Here is a 21521-nt window from a genome sequence, read left to right on the forward strand (position 1 = left end):
CTCGCCCGCGAGACCCTCTCCGAACAACAGGTAGCCCGCACCGCCTTGGAGGTGATGATCGCCGCTCCTGAGACGCTTCAGTACAGCCGGGGGATTCTGCGCACTCTGGCCGACCAGGATCTCACCCTCCACGCCCAGGTCATCAACGGAACCGGCCGGCAGACGACGGCAGCCACTGCCGGCTCCCCTGCCTTCTGGGCTGCCCTTGCTCTCGCTGTCATCCTCGCCCGCAATGGCAGGAAACGGTGAGACCCGCACCTTCGCCCCCGCTCCCGACGGTCATGAAGGGCAAGCGCCTTGCTGTCGCGCCCCCACAGCCTTTTCTTCTGGCTGGTCGTCATCATCATCCTGTTCCTGATCGCCACCCACCCCGTCGCCAGCGCCCACGCCGTTCTGGCGGTCTGGCGCGCGATCGTCACGCTGTTCACCGGGCTGAAGACCTTCATGAGCGTGCTCAGCGCCCCCCGGTGACCACAGCCGGCCACCGGGCCTCGCTCCCGGCCTCGCCCCTCCCTCCTCTCTCCCCCCCCGGTGCCGCCGCCCCAAGCCCGCGGTTCCTTCCTCTGGCCGGTGGGGGCCCGTCGAGCGGCACCTTCCCGAACGGCTCCCTCGGCTGCCGTCACGACGCACCGAGGGCCTGCGATCAAGGAGTCACCGATGCGAAGTGGTCGCACCCCCCGCACGGCACATCCGGTTCTGACGGCATGCGTCCTGGCGGCGGTCAGCGGATGCGCGTCGTTCAGCGCGACGTACGTCCCTCCGTCCCAGGTCCGCACGGCCTCCGCTCCACCGGCCGTCTCGCGGCCGCCCTTACCTCTGCTCGTGCCCGGCCCGCAGGCTTCGACCCCGGCTTCCTCGCCCCGGGGGACGGCTTCCATGACCCCGTCCTCCGCCACGAGACAGGCACCCGGCCGGACCCCCCTCAGCGCGGAGGCGTCCACCCCGGCGTCAGCAGCCCCGCTCAAGACCTCCGTGCCGCAGCGGCCCCTCGAAACGGGCGGATCCCCGCCGACGGCCGGACTCCCCACCGGAGTTCCGCCCACACTCGGCGGCTTTCAACGCTGTGTCGTCCGCCCGGCGCCCGACGACACGGAGACGGCAGCCCGCCACGACGTGACCGAAGGGCGGCGTGGCACCCGGGTCTGTGAAAGCCCCGGTGCCGAAGCCCCGGCCTCCAGGGCGCCTTGGCCCGGTGAACGGCAGGCCGGTGACGGAGCGGTGGCCGACGCCGTCGATCCATAGGCCTGGCCGGAAGGCCGGCCGGACGGGGACCGGCCAGGCATCCGGGCGTGAGAGCGCGTCTCCCGCCGGATCAACGGCCGGGTTCGGACGGCGACATGTGTCGGGGGTCGTCGGGTACGAGGCAGGCGAACGCTGACGCCGGGCCGGGCGAGGGCGGCCGGGCCCGCGGCTTGACGGTGAGGGCGAGGGGGAAGCGTCCTCCCCTCTCATGCGGTCTTACGGGAGCCTGATCAGATCCTTGGGCGTCGTGGTCAGCAACTCGGGTGGCCTCCCCGCCTTCGGAGAGGTGATGAGGGTGTCGCCGATCAGAACCCCGCCTAGGCCGGTTCGCCGGAACGAGCATGCGGCGACGACTGCCGTACAGGGATCCACCGTGCCCTGGGCATCGAAGTGCGGCTCTTCCCTCGGCTCCAGTCCCAGCCCGTGAACGGTGCACACCGGCGAGGATTCTTCACCTCTCGGTGGAGCGAGAAATGCGGCTCCGGTACGCAGGTGCTCTCGGATTGAGCGCTGGGCTTGAAACGCGGTTCCATAGGTGTCGATCTGCCAAGGCTGCGGGTCGGCACCGATCACGAAAGTCCTGGCTACCTCACAATGATAGCCTCCCCGGATTACCCCCAGGCGGATGGAGAGGAAATCACCTGTCCTGACACGGCGTCTGGTGGGGGTGTGGTCCATGCCGCCGGAATGGGGGCCCGAGCCGGCGGACGCGCGGAACTCGGCGCCGGTTGCCCCCTGATCGGCCACGCGATGCTCAAGCTCAAGCGAAAGATGGGCTTCCGAGCGTCCGAGGACCCAGGTACCCATGAATTCACGGAGAACTTCCCCGGCGACGGCCGCCGCCTTGCGCAGATTGCCGATCTCCTGCTCGTCCTTCACCCTCCTGAAATCCTCCACCGTTGTTTCCAGGCCGATCAGGTGAAGCCCGGGGGCCGTTGCCCGGATCAGCCGGTGGTCGGAGACCGACAGGTGACGTTCTTCGACACGGAGTGACGCCGAGTTGCAGTCCTCCGCCGTTTGGACGGCTGTGACGAGTGCTTTGCCGGTGCCGCAGGAGACCACGGTCATGGCCTGCGTTTCCGGCGGATCCGGCGTGCTTCGACAAGGAGAGTCGGCGGAGGGAATGGGGCGCACCAAGACGTCCCGGTGTGCGGTGAGGAGGAGAACGGACCCCGGCAGGGAACATCCGCTGAGGTACCGCACGTTGGGTGGAGCGGTTATCAGAAGTGCCTCACTTTCGACTGTGACGCACTTGGCGCGCAAGCGGTGCCGTCGCATGGCATACAGCATCCGCGTCCCTCCTCTCCCTTCTCTTTCCTTCTCTTCGTGCGTCCGCGGGTCTTCGTGCCGGTCCCGTGAAATCCGGTTACCGGGCCGGCCTTGTCGTGTGTGGCCCTGTCACCGGACGTGAACGTGGTGTCCGACCAGGCGGTCGAGGTGGTGGTCGTGGGCCAGGCTGCTGGAGGTGTCGGTGTAGCGGGGGATGATGGCCTGGCAGTGACTGGCCTTGCGCAGGTAGTGGGCGCATGCGTCGGCCCAGTTCCGCATTCCTTGCCGGTCGGGTTCGGGAAGGCATGTGGCGTCGGCCAGGGCCGGCAGGAGTGTGGTGACGGCCGTGAATTCGTCGCTCAGGCGCCAGATGCGTTCGACGGCCCGGTCACGTGCCGCGGATGGGGAAAGGCCTTCCGCCTCCCAGGCGAGCACGACGTTGTCGTCGGTGCCGTCGACGCGTTCGCGCTCGACGGAGTAGAGGTCATCGAGGAACACCGTGATGTCGGTGACGATGCCTCGGATACGCCGTATCTCCGGAAGGGCGAGGATGGCGGGCGGGAGTTCCCAGCCGCAAGCGAGCTCAACGAGGTCTGTGTAGGCGTCCATTCCCACGGTCAGGCGGCGTAAGGCCAGACGGTCGGCGAAGAACAGCGGGCGGCCGCGTCGAGTGCGGTGAGCCACCGTCTGGACCACACCGGACCACCACAGTGTCAGGTGGTGACGTTGGCGGCGCATCCAGGTTGCGCTCATATGCCGGCCGAGGTCGGTGAGAAGGTCGACGAGGGCACGGGAGAAGGGCTGGCGCACCGCGGTCGGGGCCGAGGACGGGCACTCGATCGCGGTGGTGATGTGGTCGATGACCCGACAGGTGTCACCCAGCCGATGTCCCAGAGGTGTGCTGTCGAACTGGTCGTCGAACATGATGCCGAAGGTCAGCCATTGTCGATCAGGAGGAGTCGGTCGGCAGGAGCATCGGGGAAACACCAGGCTGTGACGGTGGTGAGGTCGACGTGGTCCCACCAGCCTTGGGCGGTGGCGGTGGGAAGCATGCCGGTGTCGATGGCCCACTGGCGGGTCCGGCCGCGCACACTGTCGGTGTGGGGATTGTGACGCAGGGGAAAAGGCAGTTCGAGCTCGGGCCAGGAGACCGGGAGCTGTCGTGGTGACATGACGCTCTCCTTCTGTTCGGCGGTTGTCAGGCATGGCTCAGCTCTCGCGGGTGGGGGCGGACGGCTCCGGGCATGGGTGCACAGGGCGTCTGGGAAAGGGAAGCTGCCAGTGGACGATGACGAGAGGCGTCTACGTGTGTGCGCAGCGGTTGCCGATGCCTTTGCGGGTTACGGCGCCCCAGACCAAAGGAACGCTGTGCGAGGTTCTTCGGTGTTCCGGCATAAGAGGCCTGGGTTGTAGGCGGGGCAGGGCCTGGGACGAGGTGGATCCGGCAGGGGCGAGTGGGCCGGGGCTTGGCGGCTGCGTTCGTCGGCGATCGGCGACTCCTTGCCGGCCGGCGCCGGCGGCCGGCCCGCCTCCAACGCCGCTGGTGTTGGCTCCGGGCCGATCGAACCCGCGGCGCCGTTGAGATCGTGCGACACCCGCTACGGGCCGGCTCGGTGGCCGCGTCCAGGCCCGCCAGGGCCCCGGCGATGACCGGGTGCGGCGCAGCGACCGCCAGTGTCGCCTCCTTCTGCGCCACGGCCACCGCGCGTGCGTCCGCCCGGTGCGCCTGCTCGACGGGCAACTCGACGCGGCCGACGGGCAGCGGGCAAGGCCGTCACCGTGAACCGGCCGAACCGGGGATCACGATCTCGTGCGGGCTGCCGGGAAACTGCGCACTGGGTCAGCAGAGTGGGGAGCGCGCGGGTCGGGGGCCGTCAGCCTCATGGCCGGCTCCTGTCGGCGCCAGGGTGACGACGGAGCGGAAGGCCGCGGCCGCACTTTCGCACACTCCATCGCTCGGCTTCACCCAGCAGCACCGCCAAGTCCCCCTTGCCCCGCTGCTCCACGGCCGTCTCCAACTGCTCGGCCATGAGCGTGTCGTAGACCGGGCGCTGCACGCTGCGCAGGACGCCGATGGGTGTGTGGTGGAGGGTGTCGGGGTCGGCGAGCCGCGACAGCGCGAACGCCGTCGTCGGGGACGCGGAGTGCGCGTCGTGCACCAGCAGCTGCGCCTCGTTGGCGGGCGTGACCTCGACGACCGTGAGGTCCCCGGTCGCCGGGTCCCGCACCACGCCCTTGGACCCGTCGGCGCCGAAGCGGATCGGCTGTCCGTGCTCCAGCCGGATCACCGCCTCCTGTGCCTGTTCCTTGTCCTTGAGTGCTTCGAAGGCGTTGTCGTTGAAGATGTTGCAGTTCTGGTAGATCTCCACCAGCGCGGTGCCGGGGTGGTCGGCGGCCTGCCGCAGGACCTCGGTCAGGTGCTTGCGGTCGGAGTCGATGGTGCGGGCGACGAACGACGCCTCCGCCCCGATCGCCAGCGACACCGGGTTGAAGGGCGCGTCCAAAGAGCCCATCGGCGTGGACTTGGTGATCTTGCCGACCTCGGAGGTGGGGCTGTACTGGCCCTTGGTCAGCCCGTAGATCCGGTTGTTGAACAGCAGGATCTTGAGGTTGACGTTGCGGCGCAGCGCGTGGATGAGGTGGTTGCCGCCGATGGAGAGCGCGTCGCCGTCACCGGTGACCACCCACACCGACAAATCGCGGCGGGAGGTGGCCAGGCCGGTGGCGATGGCGGGGGCGCGGCCGTGGATGGAGTGCATCCCGTAGGTGTTGAGGTAGTACGGGAAGCGGGAGGAGCAGCCGATGCCGGAGACGAAGACGATGTTCTCCCGGGCGACGCCCAGTTCGGGCATGAACCCTTGCACGGCGGCGAGGATGGCGTAGTCGCCGCAGCCCGGGCACCAGCGCACTTCCTGGTCGGACTTGAAGTCCTTCATGGACTGCTTGGCTTCCGCCTTGGGCACCAGCTTCAGCGCCTCAGACATCGATGGCCTCCTTGAGCACGGTGGCGAGCTGCTCGGCCTTGAACGGCATGCCGCTGACCTGGGTGTGAGAGCGCACGTCCACCAGATACCTGGCGCGCAGCAACAGGGCGAGCTGGCCGAGGTTCATCTCCGGCACCACGACCCTGTCGTAGCGCCCGAGGACCTCGCCCAGGTTGCGCGGGAAGGGGTTGAGGTGACGCAGGTGTGCCTGGGCGACGTGGGAGCCTGCGCCGCGCACCCGCCGTACGGCGGCGGTGATCGGGCCGTAGGTCGAACCCCAGCCCACAACCAGGGTCCGGGCCTGCCCGGAGGGGTCGTCGACCTCGATGTCGGGGACGGTGATCCCGTCGGTCTTGGCCTGGCGGGTGCGGACCATGAAGTCGTGGTTGGCCGGGTCGTAGGAGATGTTGCCCGTGCCGTCCTGCTTCTCGATCCCGCCGATCCGGTGCTCAAGCCCCGGTGTCCCCGGCACCGCCCAGGGGCGGGCCAGCGTCTTCGGATCGCGCTTGTAGGGCCAGAACACCTCGGTGCCGTCGGCCAGCTCATGGTTGGGCGTGGACGCGAACTGCACGCGCAAATCGGGCAGTTCGTCCGGCTCGGGGATCCGCCACGGCTCCGAGCCGTTGGCCAGGTACCCGTCGGAGAGCAGGAAAACCGGCGTGCGGTACGTCAGCGCGATCCGCGCCGCATCCAGGGCGGCGTCGAAGCAGTCGGCCGGCGTCTTCGGCGCCACCACCGGCACCGGCGCCTCACCGTTGCGCCCGTACATCGCCTGCAACAAGTCGGCCTGCTCGGTCTTGGTCGGCAGACCGGTCGAGGGACCACCACGCTGGATGTCCACGATCAGCAGCGGCAGCTCCAGCGAGACCGCCAGACCGATCGTCTCCGACTTCAGCGCCACACCCGGCCCCGACGTCGTCGTCACCGCCAGCGACCCGCCGAACGCCGCCCCCAGCGCCGCACCGATCCCCGCGATCTCGTCCTCCGCCTGGAAGGTGCGCACCCCGAAGTTCTTGTGCTTCGACAGCTCGTGCAGGATGTCGGAGGCCGGAGTGATCGGGTACGAGCCCAGGTACAGCGGCAGATCCGCCTGCCGGGAAGCGGCGATCAACCCATACGACAACGCCAGGTTCCCCGAGATGTTGCGGTACGTACCGGCCGGGAACGCGGAGGCCGCGGGGGCGACCTCGTAGGAGACCGCGAAATCCTCCGTCGTCTCACCGAAGTTCCAACCCGCCCGGAACGCCGCCACGTTCGCCTCGGCGATCTGCGGCTTCTTCGCGAACTTCTTCCGCAAAAACCGCTCGGTGTTCTCCGTCGGCCGGTGATACATCCACGACAGCAACCCCAGCGCGAACATGTTCTTGCTGCGCTCGGCCTCCTTGCGGGAGAGCCCGAACTCCTTGAGCGCCTCGATCGTCAGCGTCGTCAGCGGCACCGGGTGGACGTTGTAGGCATCCAGCGAGCCGTCCTCCAGCGGGTTCGTCGCGTAGCCGACCTTCGCCATCGGGCGCTTGGTGAACTCGTCGGTGTTGACGATGATCTCCGCACCCCGCGGGACGTCCGCGATGTTGGCCTTGAGCGCGGCGGGGTTCATGGCGACCAGGACGTTCGGGGCGTCACCGGGGGTGAGGATGTCATGGTCGGCGAAGTGCAACTGGAACGAGGAGACGCCCGGCAGCGTCCCGGCGGGCGCCCGGATCTCGGCGGGGAAGTTTGGCAGCGTGGACAGGTCATTGCCGAACGAGGCCGTCTCGGAGGTGAAACGGTCACCCGTGAGCTGCATACCGTCACCCGAGTCACCCGCGAACCGGATGATCACCCGGTCCAGGCGGCACAACGTCTTCGTCTGGTGATTCATGGCTGCTTCCGCGGACCCGCAGCATCGTCCGCCGTCCCAGCGGCCTCGGCGCGCAGGTCGCGGCGGAGTTCCTTGGGGAGGGAGAAGGTGATGGACTCCTCGGCGGCCTTGACGGTCTCGACGTCCTCGTAGCCGCGGGCGGCGAGCCATTCGAGGACGCCTTCGACGAGGATCTCGGGAACGGAGGCACCGGAGGTGACGCCGACCGTCGCCACGCCCTCCAGCCAGGTCTCGTCGATCTCCTCGGCGTAGTCGACCAGGTGCGCGGCGCCGGCGCCGGCGCCGAGGGCGACCTCGACGAGGCGGACGGAGTTGGAGGAGTTCTTGGAGCCGACGACGATGACGAGGTCGGCCTCGGCGCCCATCTGCTTGACCGCGGTCTGCCGGTTCTGCGTGGCGTAGCAGATGTCATCGCTGGGCGGGGAGAGGAGGCCCGGGAACTTGTTCTTCAGGGCGCCGACGGTCTCCATGGTCTCGTCGACGGAGAGGGTGGTCTGGGAGAGCCAGACGACCTTCTCGGGGTCGCGCACCTCGACGCCTGCGACGTCGTCGGGGCCGTCGACGAGCTGGATGTGGTCCGGGGCCTCGCCGGAGGTGCCGATGACCTCCTCGTGGCCCTCGTGACCGATCAGGAGGATGTCGTAGTCCTCGCGCGCGTAGCGCACGGCTTCCTTGTGGACCTTGGTCACCAGCGGGCACGTCGCGTCGATCGTGGCGAGCTTGCCCCGCTTGGCCTCGTCGTGGACGACCGGGGCCACGCCGTGCGCCGAGAAGATGACGATGTTGCCCTCGGGCACCTCGAACGTCTCGTCGACGAAGATCGCGCCCTTCTTCTCCAGGGTCTTGACCACGTATTTGTTGTGGACGATCTCGTGGCGCACATACACCGGCGCGCCGTACTGCTCCAGGGCCTTCTCGACGGCGATCACGGCACGGTCCACGCCCGCGCACCAGCCGCGCGGGGAGGCCAGTAAAACCTTTCGGCAGCCTGTTGTCGTCATGTCGACCTCACCGTGGCGGCCTCGGTGATGGTGTGCAGGGTGTGGCGGGCGGTGGTCGGCAGGCGGGAGCGGGACAGGGCGTGGCGGGCCTGCGCGGTGCGGACGCGGATCATGTGTTCGGTCTTGGCGCGGGCGCCGGTGACGATGAGGATGTGCCGGATCTTGGCGGCGTCCTGCTCGCTCAGGTCGGCCCTGCCCAGGAGGGCTTGGAGGAGGGAGCGTTGTGCCGAGTCGGCGTTTTCCCAGGCGATGGCCAGCAGGACGGTGTGCTTGCCTTCGCGCAGGTCGTCCAGGCGGGACTTGCCGGTCTTCTGTGGGTCGCCGAAGACGCCGAGGAGGTCGTCGCGCAGTTGGAAGGCTTCCCCGAGGGGGATGGCGTAGGCGCTGAGGTCTTCCATGGCGGTGCTGGAGGCCCCGGCGAGGGTGGCGCCGATGAGCAGGGGGCGTTCCACGGTGTATTTCGCCGTCTTGTAGCGGATGATCCGCAGCGGGGTTTCGATGCCGTCGTCGTGGCGTCCGGTGGCCAGGAGGTCGAGGTACTGCCCGCACACGACTTCCGTGCGCATGACATCGATGAGGGGAAGGACCGCGAGGAGCCGGTTGGGGGGCAGTCCGGCGGTGTGCAGGAGTTCGTCCGACCAGGACAGGGCGAGGTCGCCGATGAGAATCGCTCCGCCGGTGCCCAGGCGCTCCGCTCCTTTCCTGCCGCGCGCGGGGCGGTGGCGGGAGGCCAGCGCCCGGTGGACGGTGGGCCTGCCGCGGCGGGTGTCGGAGCGGTCCATGACGTCGTCGTGGATCAGGGCGTAGGCGTGGAACAGCTCCAATGATGCGGCGGTCTTGACCATGGCGGCGGCGGTGCCGGCGTCGCCGCCCGCCTCCCAGCCGATGGCACACAGCAAGGGGCGCAGCCGTTTGCCGCCGGCGAAGAGGAAGCCGCGCAGGGTGTCCACGATTTCGTCCGGCATGCGCTGGACGGTCGCGGTGCGCGCCTTGCGTTCCAGGAAGTGCTCCAGGCAGTCGTCGACGGCGCGGCGGATGGTGGCGGGGTCCAGGGGGGTGTCGGTGAGCGCGGTCATGAGGTGGCTGCCTCCTCTGCCTGGGCGTCGGCTGATTCGGTCAGGCGCAGGGCGTGCTCGACGAGGGTTTCGACGATCTTGTTCTCGGGGACGGTGGCGACGACTTCACCGCGGACGAAGATCTGTCCCTTGCCGTTGCCGGAGGAGACGCCGATGTCGGCTTCCCTCGACTCTCCGGGGCCGTTGACGACGCAGCCCATGACGGCGACGCGCAAGGGGTGGGGGAAGCCGTCGAAGGCGGCTTCGACTTGGGTGGCGAGTTTGTGGATGTCGACCTGGAGGCGGCCGCAGCCCGGGCAGGAGACGATCTCCAGTTTCCGCGGCCGCAGGCCGAGCGACTGCAGGATGTGGATGCCCGCCTTGACCTGCTCGACGGGCGGGGCGGACAGGGAGACGCGGATGGTGTCACCGATCCCCTCGGCCAGCAGGATCCCGAAGGCGACGGCCGACTTGATCGATCCCTGGAACGCGGGGCCGGCTTCGGTCACGCCGAGGTGCAGGGGGTAGTCGCAGGCGGCGGCCAGGATCCGGTTGGCGGCGACCATCGTCATCGGGTCGTGGTGCTTGACCGCGATCTTGATGTCGCGGAAGCCGTGCTCCTCGAACAGCGAGCACTCCCACAACGCCGACTCGGCCAGGGCGCGCGGGGTGGCCGTGCCGTGCTTGGCGAGCAGCCGCGGGTCGAGGGAGCCGGCGTTCACCCCGATCCGGATGGGCACCTTCGCGGCGGAGGCGGCCTTGGCGATGTCGGCGACGCGGTCGTCGAAGCGCTTGATGTTGCCCGGATTGACCCGTACCGCGGCGCAGCCGGCGTCGATGGCGGCGAAGACGTAACGGGGCTGGAAGTGGATGTCCGCGATCACCGGGATCGGGGACTTGGCCACGATCGCGGGCAGCGCCTGGGCGTCGTCCTGGGACGGGACGGCGACGCGGACGATGTCGCAGCCGGCCGCGGTGACCTCAGCGATCTGCTGCAGCGTGGCGTCGACATCGGCGGTGAGGGTGGTGGTCATGGTCTGGACGGAGACCGGAGCGCCGCCCCCGACGGGGACATCGCCGACATGGAGTCGCCGGGTGTGGCGGCGCTCCGGCGTGGTGGGGGGCGAGGCGGGCATCCCGAGGTCGGTGGTCATCGCGGCCGCCTCATTCCGTTGACAGGTTTGACGAGGGGAGTGACGTCGTAGGTGGTCAGGTCCGTGCGGGCCCGCAGGATGGAGGCGATGACGCCGTCCGCGTCCAGACCGGCCCGTGCCAGCAGCGCCGGGCGCGTGCCGTGTTCGACGAACGCGTGGGGCAAACCGAGGTTGACGACCGGGGTGGTGACCGCCGCGTCGGTGCACGCCTGCGCCAGCGCGGTGCCGAACCCGCCCACGCGCGTGCTGTCCTCCAGCGTGACGACGAGCCGGTGGCGCGCCGAGAGGTGGGTGAGGACAGGGTTGACGGGAAGGGCCCAGCGGGGGTCGACGACCGTGCAGCCGATGCCTTCTTCATCGCTGAGCTGCCGGGCCGCCATGAGCGCCGCGGAGGCCGTCGGTCCCACGCAGACCATCAGCACGTCCAGGGGGCGGCGGGAGGTGCGGTAGAGGATGTCGACTCCGTCCATCCGCGCCACGGCCTCGATCTCCGCACCGGCGGTGGCCTTGGGAAGGCGCAGCGCCGTGGGACCGTCCTCGGTGTCCACAGCTTCGCGCAGCAGCTCGCGCAGCCGTCCGGCGTCCCTCGGCGCGGCCACCCGCATCCCGGGCACCGGGGCGAGGAGGGCGAGGTCCCACATGCCGTGATGGGAGGGACCGTCGGGGCCGGTGATGCCCGCGCGGTCGAGTACGAACGTCACCGGCAGCCGGTGCAGCGCGACGTCCATCAGCACCTGGTCGAAGGCACGGTTGAGGAAGGTCGCGTAGAGGGCGACCACCGGATGCAAGCCCCCCATCGCCAGGCCCGCCGCACTGGTGACGGCGTGCTGCTCGGCGATCCCCACGTCGAAGACCCGGTCGGGGAAGCGCAGGGCCATCGGGTGCAGCCCCGTCGGCCGGAGCATGGACGCGGTGACAGCGACCACGTCCTGGCGCTCCGCGGCGAGGTGGACGAGTTCCTGGGAGAACACGCTGGTCCAGCTCCGCGAACTGTGCGCCGCCGGGCGGCCGTTGTCGTCCGCGGGGGGAGGGGCGGGGCGGCCGGTCGTCGGGTCGAGGACGCCGACGGCGTGGAAGCAGTCGGCCTCGTCCGCCTCCGCCGGCGGGTAGCCCTTGCCTTTGACCGTCACCACGTGCACGACGACCGGCCGGCTCAGCGAGCGCGCGCTCGCCAGCGCCTCCTCCAGTGCCGGGACGTCGTGGCCGTCGACCGGTCCGATGTAGGCGAGACCGAGGTCGGTGAACACGTTGTGGCCGGCCCTCGGCGCCTCGTCGCCGATGTGCCGCAGGGTGTGCAGGTGCGCGGCCAGGGCGCCGGTGGTCGGGGCGTAGGAGCGGCCGTTGTCGTTGAGGACGACGATTACAGGCCGGTCGGCGGCCGCCGCGATGTTGTCCAGCGCCTCCCACGCCATGCCGCCGGTGAACGCGCCGTCCCCGATGACGGCCACCACCGCCCGCCCGGTGGCGCCGGTCAGGGCGCGGGCCTTCGCCAGGCCGTCGGCGTACGAAAGGGCCGTCGAGGCATGCGAGTTCTCGATGACATCGTGTGGAGACTCGGCACGCGACAGGTACCCCGACAGCCCCCCGGCCTGGCGCAGAGAGGTGAACTGCTCATGACGGCCAGTCAACAACTTGTGGGCGTAAGCTTGATGGCCGATATCGAAAACGATCGTGTCGCGGGGCGATGAGAAGGTGCGGTGCAGCGCGATCGTCAGCTCCACCATGCCCAGGCTCGGCCCCAGATGTCCGCCCGTCGCACACACCGAGTCCACGAGGAAGCGGCGCATGTCCTCGGCGAGTTCCGTCAATCGCCCGGACGGCAGTGCCCGTAGGTCATCCGGGTGGGTGACTGAGGAAAGAAGTGGCGGTACGATTTTCGGCGCAGGAACTGGCTGCAAAGACATCGACTACCCTTTCGGGGAACAGACTTACCAGGCTTGCAAAGGCGTGGGGGACGACGTGCGCAGACTCTCCCCCCTCTTGTCCTGTCGTTGACGCGGCAACAAAGCAGCCAACAGAGGCGAAACCGGTGTGGAACAGCAGGCCCCAAGGGCATCAACGGCCAGACGGAAAGCCCCACGCAGGCTGAGAGAACGCCGAGAAGACGTGAGGCCGGAGATTTCTGAAACCGCCTGCCTGCTCCACTCCAAGCTTCCCCCGAAGCGGAGGTTTGACCAGGCGCATTCCGGTCGGCCGAAGCAAGGTCTGGCTACCGCTCGCACGGGCTCACCACTCGTGACGGTTCACACTCCGTCGTACGCGACCGGCGGTTTCAGGGTCCGCGTACCACCTGGGGCGGCCTCACGGGGCATATCTCGGCGACATGGCCGCGAACCGGGGCACGTTCATGACGAAGCGCCCCCCAGGGGAAGGCGCTCCCCCCTCCTGGCCTGGGCGCACGGCCATGCCTCCCCGGCCGGAGCGTGCGCCTAGCCAGAGTGCCCTCCGCTGTGTCGATATGAAGGGAAGGCCGCCGGCCGCCTCGCACCCGGCACCGTCGGACGACGACCTGCGGCAGCCGGGCGGATTCGGGGCCCGTAACCCAGGGCACTGCTCGCCCTTTCGCGGTGGGAATCTCGCCGCACACGGTTTCACGAGCGCTGCTCCGACGTCGTCCGGCCCTACCCGGAGAACTGTGGCAGCCACCGCGACCGACTGGCGGTGTGACCAGGCGATGCGCCACCAGCCCGTACCAGACCCAGCTCGACCGAATTCCCATGGAAGGGTTCCTGCCTTCCCGCTGCCATCCTGCGGATAAATATCGGAAGGGAAAGCGATGGCCACCAAGGATTCCCATAACCGAAAGACCGGCATCGTCAAACTTCTCGGCGACGTGATCGACGACCTTAAAGACTACACCGATGAATGTCTCGACAAGGCCCGCGACCTCGAGTACGACCTGCGCAAGGCGGTGAGCGACAGCGTCTCGCCGGAGGAGAAGGAGAACGAGGGACGCACGGAAGAAGAAGACGTCCGAGAACTGAAAAGGCAGTTGTCCGAACTCCAGGGGCAGATCGCGCAACTCTCCAGCGTCCTGGCCCACGCGGTGGGGAAGCCCGCCCCAGACGGCGGAAAGTGAACCACTCGCCGGGCGAGGGGGCCCGTTCCTCCCGGGACCCTCTCGCCCGTGCGACCTGCCCGGCTACTGCCGCTGAACGTTCTCACAGCGGGAACCACACCGCGACATCGTGCCTTGGCGCCTCGCCCACACGCCGTTGCGCGGCCTCACCGGTCGCTGCGCCAAGTCCATGAATGAGCGCTCGCCGTGGCGGAGGGCGCGTGGTCGCGGGCTACCGGCAAAGGCGTTGTCGCATCCGGGCGGTACGACGCGTTGAACGACTCGCCTGCGCTGACCGCCGCCGAGCAGACCGTCATCAGGGCCGGATACGCCGCCTGCGAGGCAGGCCCATGTCCTACCGGAGGTCAGGAAATGGGAAGGGGCCCCATGAGCGTTCCGGAGATCACTGTCAAACTCCCGCCGCTGTACTTCCCGATGCCGCTGCGATGCCACCCCAAGGTGGCGCTGCTGGAACAGCGGGGGCTGGACTGGATGGACCGTTTCGGATTCTGCCGTACCCCGGCTCGCCGTGCGCGGGTGGCCGGCACCAAGACCGCCCACTTCTTCGCCTACCTGTGCCCGGACGCCGACCCCGACCTGCTTCAGGCCGCGGTCGACTGGGGTTACCTGATGTTCGTCTTCGACGACCGGCACTGTGACGAAGAATCCTCCGACGACGGGTTCTCCTTTCTCGACCTCTCGGTGCGGATCGTACGGACACTCGAAGCCCCCGACGCGGCTGTGCTTGATCCCCAGCATCCCTTCACCGCACCGGTGCTGGACCTGGCCTGGCGTGTCCACCGCACCGTCAGCCCGACCCTGGTGCGGCGTCTGGCCGACTCCCACCGATCCTGGTATCACGGCGCCGCCTGGGACCTCGCCGCCCGAAGCCGCGCCCTGGTGCCAAACCTGAACGACTACATCTTCACCCGCATGCTCTACGTCGCCAGCTTCACCACCCTCACCTGGTTCCAGCTCAGCGAACCGGACACCATCGCTGACGAGGACCTCTTCGCCCCCGCAGTGCAGTCGTTGACGGAGATGGCCGGCACCGTGGCCGCCATCGACGACGACTTGTACTCCTACGGCAAAGAGCTGTGGTTCACGCGACGCAGCAGCGCCCCCACATTCCCGGGCAACATGATCAACGTGTGTCAGCGTCAGTACGGGCACACCCAGGCTCAAGCACTCGCCGCCACCGCCGCCTTGCGCGACCGGATCGTGGACCGTTTCGTCGAGGTCCGCGACCGGATCCAGCCCACCGCCGGAAGTCCGTTGCGCCGGTACCTGTCAAACCTGACCTGCCTGATCCGCGGCAACTACGAGTGGGGGCTCGCGGCCGAACGCTACAGCGACCCCGACGGGCAACACCCCGGGGCAGTCCAGACGATCGGCGCCCTCGCCGATGCCCCCCACGCCACCGGCGCCCCCGCCGATGCGCCCGGCATCGCCTGGTGGTGGGCGGTATGACCTCGTATCCGCCTGGGCGCGCACGGCCATGCCACTCCGGCCGGCGGGAGACAGATGCCCAGTGCCGGTACGCGCCGGTGGTCGCCGACGCCATCCGAGGAGATCGACGAGACCTGGGTGGAAGGTGTGACGACGGTCGGTGTGACCTCCGGTGCCTCCGTCCCCGAGATCCTCGTCGAAGGCGTCCTGGAATGGCTGGCCGCCCGCGGCTACGAGGACGTCGAAGTGGTGCGCTCGGCAGAGGAACACCAGCGCTTCGCCCTGCCGCACACCTTGTCCTCCCTCCACTCGAAGCCGCCGCGACCAGGAGGTGCCCTATAAAAGGCCCAGTCTCGGCCCTGCCCTTGGCCGCGGCCGTCATCACCACACCGGCCCGGCGGACGCACACCGGTATGCCAAGGAGCACCATGCCTGTCCGGCCGCCGCAGCCGTCTCACCCCAGTGTGTTCATCTCTCCTACAGAGGCGCACCGTCATGGAACCTTCCGGCAAGTGCATCTCGGTCGACCGCAACCCTCACCACGTGTCGCAGGCGGACACCACCCGTCCGGTCCCTTCGCAGGCACCTTCGGTGCCGCAGCACATCGGTGTGATCCTCGACGGGAACAGGCGCTGGGCCCAAGCACACCGCGTGTCGTTGGAAGGGGCCTACGCGGCGGGGGCGCGGCGTGTGGTGGACCTCACCACCTGGTGTGACAGCGTCGGCATCCCCCTGGTGACGGTGTGGGCGCTGTCGCAGGACAACCTCCAGCGCGCCCCCGAGACCGTGGCCCGGATCCTGGACGCGGTCAGCTCAGGGCTTCGCCTGATCGCCGCCGGCCGACGGTGGCGCATCCACCCCATCGGAGATCTGGATCTCCTGCCCCCGGCGCAGGCCGACCGGCTGCTGAAGCTGGCCGACGCCAGCGCCGACGCCACACCGGGAACCCTCAACGTCGCCGTCGCCTACGACGGACGGGCCGACATCGTCGCAGCCGTACGGGAGTTGGTGCGCAGTGGCGACGACCGGTCCCCGCGCCGGATCGGCGAAGCGGATGTGGCGCGGCACCTGTCCACCACCGGTCAGCCCGACATCGACCTGGTCATCCGCACCTCCGGCGAACAGCGGCTGTCCGGGTTCATGCCCTGGCAGACCTCGGAAGCAGAGCTGTACTTCACCGACACCCTCTGGCCGGACTTCGACCGCTCGGCCTTCCACCAGACCCTGCGCTGGTACGCACAGCGCGAACAGCGCTTTGGACGGTGACGAAAATGCCGGCAGTCGTCTTCACTGTTCCGATTCCCCCGCGGATGCACCCCGAGGCGGACCGTATGCGCACGGAGCACAGGCAGTGGCTGCGGGACACGGGGCTGCTCGGGAGCGAGGAAGCCGCACGCAACTACGCGCTCCAGGGAGCCGAGCCCCTTGTGGCGCGGATGTACCCGCAAGTCCCCTACGAGTGCCTGTTGCTGGCGGCTGACGCAATGGGGCTGGCCGTCTTCATCGACGACTACTGCAGCCGGAGCGCCCATCCGGAGCGCACGCGCGCACTCATCGACGCGTTCATCACCCTCACCCATGGAGAACTCACCCATGGAAAACTCGACGAGGAGTCCTTCTCCGGAGGTCCGCTGCGACGGGGGTGGCTGGATGTGTGGGACCGGACGGCTCACGCGATGTCGCGGTCGTGGCAGGAACAAGCACTGAGGTCCTGGCACGACCTCTTCCGCGCCTGGGCTGAGGAGGCCGAGGCACGCGCGGCCGACAACCCGCCGCGGCTGGATGCCTTCTTCGGACTGCGGCGCCGGGGGATCGGGGTGCGGCCTTTCCTGGACATCGCGGAATCCGGCAGCGGCATGGAACTTCCGGCCCACGTCAGGAATCATCCGTGCGTTCAGGAACTCGTCGTTCTCTGCACGGATTTGTGCATCTTCGTCAATGACGCGCACTCCCTGGAGCGTGAGCTGGCAGCCGGGGAGCAGAACAACCTGGTGATGGTGCTGGTACGCGCGCACGACTGGCCCGTCCCGCGCGCCCTGGACGAGTTGCGGCGCATGTTCGACCGTTCCTGCCGAAGGCTGCTGCGACTCGCCACGGAAGGAATCGCCGACCTGTCCCTATCCCTGCGGCTGAGCGGGGACGAGGCCGCACAGCTCGCTCAGTACGTCGACCTCATCCAGTCCTTCGTACGAGGGAACTACGACTGGTCCCTCGAGAGCGCCCGGTACCAGGAGAGGGGGTACGCCAAGACGCCCCGGGCTCTGTATCTGGACGTGCTGGATGCCCGATGGCCCCGTCCGGCCTGCCGCTCAGATCCTTCCACGATGGGCACACGCGCGGACACGCCGCGAAGATCATCTCCCTTGTGGTACATCTTATGGCACCCTTGAGTGCATTTCAGTAAACTCAAGGAGACGCATGCCCGCCGCTCTTGAGAGCCTGCTCAAGACCGCCCCCGTGCTCAAGAGCAGGCCCAGAAGTGATCGGCCCCCAGCCATGACCTGCGGGAACAGGTACCGGAGCCGGAGTCCGAGGAGAGCGGACCGTGCCGGTGAGCAGCCGGTCGCCGGCTCTCTGGCGGCGGGAAGGAACAGGTACCGTCGCCGCTCCTTTCGGCCGGGAAACGGGCCAGCGCGCATTGATCTGGGTGCGCAGTTTCAGGAAGCAGCACATGGCCCGGTCGCGCATGACGACGGTTCGGCCCAAAGCTTCCGCCCGGTCGATGTGCCCCCACCGTCGCCGACAGTACGGTCGATGCGGCCACGGCCTCTTACGCCTGCTGCCGCCGCTTCAAACTTTGAGGAGGAGGAACATGTTCGAGGTCCCGAATCTCACACTTCCGTTCGAGGTCCACAAGCACCCCCGGGAGAAGACCCTCCGCGAGCACGAAAGGAAGTGGCTGGAGGCATCAGGGCTCCTCGAAACCCGGCAGCAGCTCGACCACTACTTGAACATCAGCATGGCGGCATATACGGCGTACATGTGCCCCCACGCTCAGAACATCGAAAGGCTTTCTGTGCTAGTTGAATACAATAACTGGCTGATGCTCTTCGATGACCTGTTCGAACAGGAGACGGCCGGTGATGACCATTTGGAACTGGAGGCAGTCGCCCGGGAGGTGATAGCAATCATGAGCCGGGGTGAATCTAGGCGCGCAACGCCTCCCCCGATGAGCGCCCTCGGCACGCGTCTTGTCGAGCTTTTCAAAAGTATTTGGAAGGGCGTCCATGAACTCGCGCCCTCCGACTGGTCTCGCCGGCACACGCAGTCAGCCATAGAGTTCATGCTGTACAACAGGCCCTCAGACGTTGCTTCCAGGCCCCGCGACTTCGAGGAGTCCTGGCGGCGCAGGCGAATAGCCTTCGGGTGCTTTCCTCTGGCTGAACTCGTCGAGTTCGGCAACGACTCCTATCTACCAGAAGTGATCTTCGAGTGCAGCCCGTTCGGCGATCTCAAACGGGCCTACGGGGATCTCCAGTTCCTCCCGAACGACTTTGTGTCGTTGCGCAAGGAGCTGCAAACGCCTGAGCCGGACAACGTCATCATCCTCCTTCGAGAGCGCTATGGGTGCACCTGGCAGGAAGCCGTGGACAGGGCAGCGCTGATCTTCGATGAAGCACTCGCAGCATTCTCGTCATCAGAGGTAGAGGTTGAGCACTGCCTCCGCGGTCTCGGCATCGACGAAGCAGCGCAGCGGCGTGTCCTCTCCCACATCGAGGAGTTGAAATACTTCTTGGCCGGGTCGCTCCACTGGCACATGCAAAACGCGAGGTACGGCCTTGGCGATCTCTGAGTGCCTGTCGCGGGTCGCCTCCTCCACCACCTGGGCCTTGTCCTGGCGAAGGACTTGGGCCGCCACCTCCGAACGCCGCAGCAGGCTGGGGGGTGACTATGGCCGCCAACTCCTCTTCCCCGGTGAGCTCCTCCACGACCCACACCTTGCCCTCGGCGCTGACCCTGGTCGCCACCGCGGGCCGGCGCAGGAACTGTGGCGGCAAGGAACTGTTCGGTGAGATACGCGAAACGACTGTACAGCCGTGAACCAAGGATGGTGCGCGGGGATTCGCACAACTCCGCCAGTTTGGACGTCACGGCACTGGCCCCGTGCTCGCCGTGCCCGGCCCGGCATATCACCGCTAGACGAGTGATTTCGATGTGGTGGCGGGCAGGGCGGTTTCAATCGGTCTCGGACGGAGCGAAGTTCAGCGCGTAGCCCAGACGTCGGCGGGACTCGTCCTGGTAGCGGATGGAATCAGCTCCGAAGACGTGGCAGGCGGCCATGTAATCGTGCAGGGCGGTGGCGTAGTTGCCGGTGCGCCGGGCGTCGTCTGGGCGCAGGCCCAGTGTGGCGAACACGCGGGGGATGATGGTGCTGAGCTTCTGGAATTCATGGTAGGCGTCGCGGACCATCGTGTGTACCTGCTCGATGGCCTGGATACGGGTGCAACCGGTGTGGTGTTCCAGGACGAGGACAAGGTTGGCCATGTCACCGCGTCGCACCTCGTGCTGCAGGGACTGAACGTCGTTGGACCAGGCAATGATGTCCATCACGAGGTGACGCATCCGCTCGATGTTCGCATTGACGTAGAGATGGGTCAGGAGTTCTTCCTGCCTGGCGCGTTCCATCACTGCGAAGAAGATGGGCAGACTAATGGTGGAGCGTCGAAATACCAGGTAGGTGTCGAGGTCGGGAGGGGCATCGTCCTTGCGGGTCATGGTCTCGGAGACGAGTCCGTTGAGGAAGTCGTGCCAGTTACCGAGATTCCGTTGGCGGAAGCTCTCGGACATGCTTGCGGTGGACCGGAACCACACATCCGCCAGTGCTCGGCCCAGCGGTGTGACAGGGGCCGTCGTAGTGGAGGGGGCAAGTGCGTCTTTGAGTTCTGCGATGGTGTGCTGGGCCAGAGGAAGCTGGTCGCCGGCCGGTCCGTCGAAGTAGTCATCGATAGCCCACAGCACGCAGAAGAGATCAGTGAGTACGTCCAGGTGCTCTCCCCGGCTGCGAGGGGAGCAGGCGGCAGCTAGTCGGCCCAGGCCCAACGCATCGAAGTAGCGTGTGGCTTCGTCGGTGTTGCATAGCAGGTTGAAGCTGCGCATCCATGCCAACCCATGTCGCTGAGTGCGCTGCGCCTCAGCCGGGTCACAGGGTGGAGCAGTCCGGGGAAGGGCAAAGATGTTGCGGTCCGGCACGAGGTCCTCCTTGGCTGTGGCGATGTCAGCGTCCAAAACGGCACGTGCGTGCGGCGAAGGCGTCGAGCGTCTGGCGAAAGTGATGCTCTTCGAATCTTGCGTACCAGTAGCCCATCAAAGCGAGCTCATCCACGGTGAGATCAGGAAAGGTGAAGGCAGCCAGTCAGCCGTAGTCGTTGACCAACGCGCGCTCCAACACCTCCGGATTGGCGGCTAGGCCACAATTATCATCCAGCGTCGTACTCGGGCTTCAGCCTCATCGGCGTAAGCGCCGATACGGACGGGGGGTGTCGGGAAGCCTCAAGGAGGTCTCGACATCGAAGGCGCGTTGAAGCGAGGAACTCACTTCGGAAGCCGACAGATTTATTTAGGAGCCCATTTCTTGGTTGCCGCTGGCTGCTATTCATAATTCTGTCGGCGAGTAACGCCCTGACATATGGCACCGGACACCCCGGTGCTCATACCGTCCTCGTCCTCGCTGAGCGGGATGAGGACGGGCTCACGGCCGAGAAGGTCGGAGGGCGAGATGAGGCGATCGGCAGGAACGGGCTGCGACACGGGCAGGCCGGTCGGATTTGGACAGTGCGCCGCAGCGGGGGCCGACGCTTCCGGTGATACCAGTGGCGTGCTTGGACGACAGTGTGTTTCTCAACTGCCCTTTGGTGCGTGGGTTTGGCATAGGGCCCGGCGCCTCCCGTCGTGCGTCAGTGTGCGGCTCCTGACCCGGTACGGCTTTGGGTGCCGGTCGTCGCCTGGCGGACTGTGCCGCGGCGGGTCGTGACGGTGGCGACCGTCTCCTCGTCGTCCTTGTCGGGCCGGACGGCGTTGCTGATGGCCTTGCGCACATCATGTTCCAGGTCTCGTGCGCGGTCGAGGTAGTCGTCGGTGAAGTCCTTGGCGTCGCGGCGCATCAGCGGCGCCCGCTTGTCGTTGTGGCGCGGTAGCCGCTCCAGGCGTCGCACCTCGCGCTTGGTGGATCGGGCCACGATGGCTCCTTGGGTCAGGTGCGGGGCTGGTGGGCGGCGGCGGTGCGGTCCCAGCTCGCGTCGAGGCGGGTGATGTCGGTGGTGTAGCGGCCGGAGGTGAGGGAGAAGTCGCGGTTGGCCACGACGATATTGCGCATGCCCTGGGCGTAGCGGAGGGCGGCGTTCAGGTGTTGCCCGTCCAGACCCAGGGTGCGGCACAGGCCCGGCAGCCCCTTCTCCAGCTCGGTGAAGCGCGCGGCGATGGCGTTCACCTTGCGCACGATGGCGGCGAC

The 21521-nt window shown here is 67.8% G+C and carries 17 protein-coding genes and 3 pseudogenes; 8 read left to right on the plus strand and 12 right to left on the minus strand.

The annotated features are described in order from the left end of the window. A pseudogene (locus ACH4PU_RS35740) lies at positions 1 to 249 on the plus strand (hypothetical protein); the annotation flags it as partial. A 48-nt stretch (positions 250 to 297) separates the two neighbouring features. Then, the gene (locus tag ACH4PU_RS35745; protein ID WP_398282093.1) at positions 298 to 471 is read left to right on the plus strand and encodes a hypothetical protein; all 174 of its coding nucleotides are present in this window, start codon (positions 298 to 300) and stop codon (positions 469 to 471) included. Between the two features lie 987 nt (positions 472 to 1458). Here the strand turns inward: ACH4PU_RS35745 and ACH4PU_RS35750 are convergent. The 9 genes and pseudogenes from ACH4PU_RS35750 to ACH4PU_RS35790 form a co-directional block, all read right to left on the minus strand. Then, positions 1459 to 2532: a M24 family metallopeptidase gene (locus ACH4PU_RS35750; RefSeq protein WP_398282096.1), complete on the minus strand. Its 1074-nt coding sequence runs from the start codon at positions 2530 to 2532 to the stop codon at positions 1459 to 1461. 108 nt (positions 2533 to 2640) lie between these two features. Then, positions 2641 to 3435, minus strand: coding sequence for a terpene synthase family protein (locus ACH4PU_RS35755; protein WP_398282099.1), 795 nt, complete (start codon positions 3433 to 3435; stop codon positions 2641 to 2643). An 11-nt stretch (positions 3436 to 3446) separates the two neighbouring features. Further along, positions 3447 to 3683: a hypothetical protein gene (locus ACH4PU_RS35760; protein WP_398282102.1), complete on the minus strand. Its 237-nt coding sequence runs from the start codon at positions 3681 to 3683 to the stop codon at positions 3447 to 3449. A 708-nt stretch (positions 3684 to 4391) separates the two neighbouring features. Continuing rightward, entirely contained in the window at positions 4392 to 5495 is a 1104-nt protein-coding gene (locus tag ACH4PU_RS35765) for a 2-oxoacid:ferredoxin oxidoreductase subunit beta (protein ID WP_398282105.1), read from the minus strand. Further along, positions 5488 to 7341: pseudogene (locus ACH4PU_RS35770) on the minus strand (2-oxoacid:acceptor oxidoreductase subunit alpha); the annotation flags it as partial. The pseudogene ACH4PU_RS35770 and the gene ACH4PU_RS35765, both read right to left, overlap by 8 nt. 11 nt (positions 7342 to 7352) lie before the next feature. Next, positions 7353 to 8357 (minus strand): 4-hydroxy-3-methylbut-2-enyl diphosphate reductase, encoded by a 1005-nt coding sequence (locus ACH4PU_RS35775; RefSeq protein ID WP_398282108.1) that lies wholly within the window; start codon positions 8355 to 8357, stop codon positions 7353 to 7355. Beyond that, entirely contained in the window at positions 8354 to 9433 is a 1080-nt protein-coding gene (locus tag ACH4PU_RS35780) for a polyprenyl synthetase family protein (protein WP_398282111.1), read from the minus strand. The genes ACH4PU_RS35775 and ACH4PU_RS35780 overlap by 4 nt, the downstream gene beginning before the upstream one ends. Beyond that, positions 9430 to 10566: a flavodoxin-dependent (E)-4-hydroxy-3-methylbut-2-enyl-diphosphate synthase gene (gene ispG / locus ACH4PU_RS35785; RefSeq protein ID WP_398282115.1), complete on the minus strand. Its 1137-nt coding sequence runs from the start codon at positions 10564 to 10566 to the stop codon at positions 9430 to 9432. The genes ACH4PU_RS35780 and ispG overlap by 4 nt, the downstream gene beginning before the upstream one ends. Then, positions 10563 to 12470: a 1-deoxy-D-xylulose-5-phosphate synthase gene (locus ACH4PU_RS35790; protein ID WP_398282118.1), complete on the minus strand. Its 1908-nt coding sequence runs from the start codon at positions 12468 to 12470 to the stop codon at positions 10563 to 10565. Before ACH4PU_RS35790 ends, ispG begins: the two co-directional genes overlap by 4 nt. Before the next feature lie 872 nt (positions 12471 to 13342). Here ACH4PU_RS35790 and ACH4PU_RS35795 point away from each other — a divergent pair. The 6 genes and pseudogenes from ACH4PU_RS35795 to ACH4PU_RS35820 all read left to right on the plus strand — a co-directional run bounded on the left by ACH4PU_RS35795 (position 13343) and on the right by ACH4PU_RS35820 (position 18866). Further along, positions 13343 to 13645, plus strand: a complete 303-nt coding sequence (locus ACH4PU_RS35795; protein WP_398282121.1) for a hypothetical protein — start codon at positions 13343 to 13345, stop codon at positions 13643 to 13645. Between the two features lie 366 nt (positions 13646 to 14011). Further along, on the plus strand, positions 14012 to 15094 hold the full coding sequence (locus ACH4PU_RS35800; RefSeq protein WP_398282124.1) for a glutamate dehydrogenase: 1083 nt from the start codon (positions 14012 to 14014) through the stop codon (positions 15092 to 15094). Positions 15095 to 15187: 93 nt separating this feature from the next. Next, positions 15188 to 15415: pseudogene (locus ACH4PU_RS35805) on the plus strand (hypothetical protein); the annotation flags it as partial. Positions 15416 to 15568: 153 nt separating this feature from the next. After that, entirely contained in the window at positions 15569 to 16339 is a 771-nt protein-coding gene (gene uppS, locus ACH4PU_RS35810; protein ID WP_398282127.1) for a polyprenyl diphosphate synthase, read from the plus strand. Between the two features lie 65 nt (positions 16340 to 16404). Beyond that, entirely contained in the window at positions 16405 to 17463 is a 1059-nt protein-coding gene (locus tag ACH4PU_RS35815; RefSeq protein WP_398282130.1) for a hypothetical protein, read from the plus strand. 422 nt (positions 17464 to 17885) lie between these two features. After that, a complete protein-coding gene (locus ACH4PU_RS35820; protein ID WP_398282133.1) occupies positions 17886 to 18866 on the plus strand; it encodes a terpene synthase family protein in 981 nt (326 codons plus the stop codon). A gap of 383 nt (positions 18867 to 19249) precedes the next feature. On the opposite strand, the gene ACH4PU_RS35825 is transcribed toward ACH4PU_RS35820, so the two are convergent. The 3 genes from ACH4PU_RS35825 to ACH4PU_RS35835 all read right to left on the minus strand — a co-directional run. Next, complete coding sequence (locus ACH4PU_RS35825; protein WP_398282136.1) at positions 19250 to 20263, minus strand: hypothetical protein; 1014 nt, start codon at positions 20261 to 20263, stop codon at positions 19250 to 19252. A 704-nt stretch (positions 20264 to 20967) separates the two neighbouring features. Continuing rightward, complete coding sequence (locus tag ACH4PU_RS35830) at positions 20968 to 21249, minus strand: hypothetical protein (RefSeq protein ID WP_398282139.1); 282 nt, start codon at positions 21247 to 21249, stop codon at positions 20968 to 20970. Positions 21250 to 21263: 14 nt separating this feature from the next. Then, a partial coding sequence (locus ACH4PU_RS35835) for a hypothetical protein (RefSeq protein WP_398282142.1) occupies positions 21264 to 21521 on the minus strand: 258 nt, incomplete at its 5' end.

Origin of the sequence: Streptomyces sp. NPDC021100 (assembly GCF_044333095.1) — a bacterium.
GTDB lineage: Bacteria > Actinomycetota > Actinomycetes > Streptomycetales > Streptomycetaceae > Streptomyces.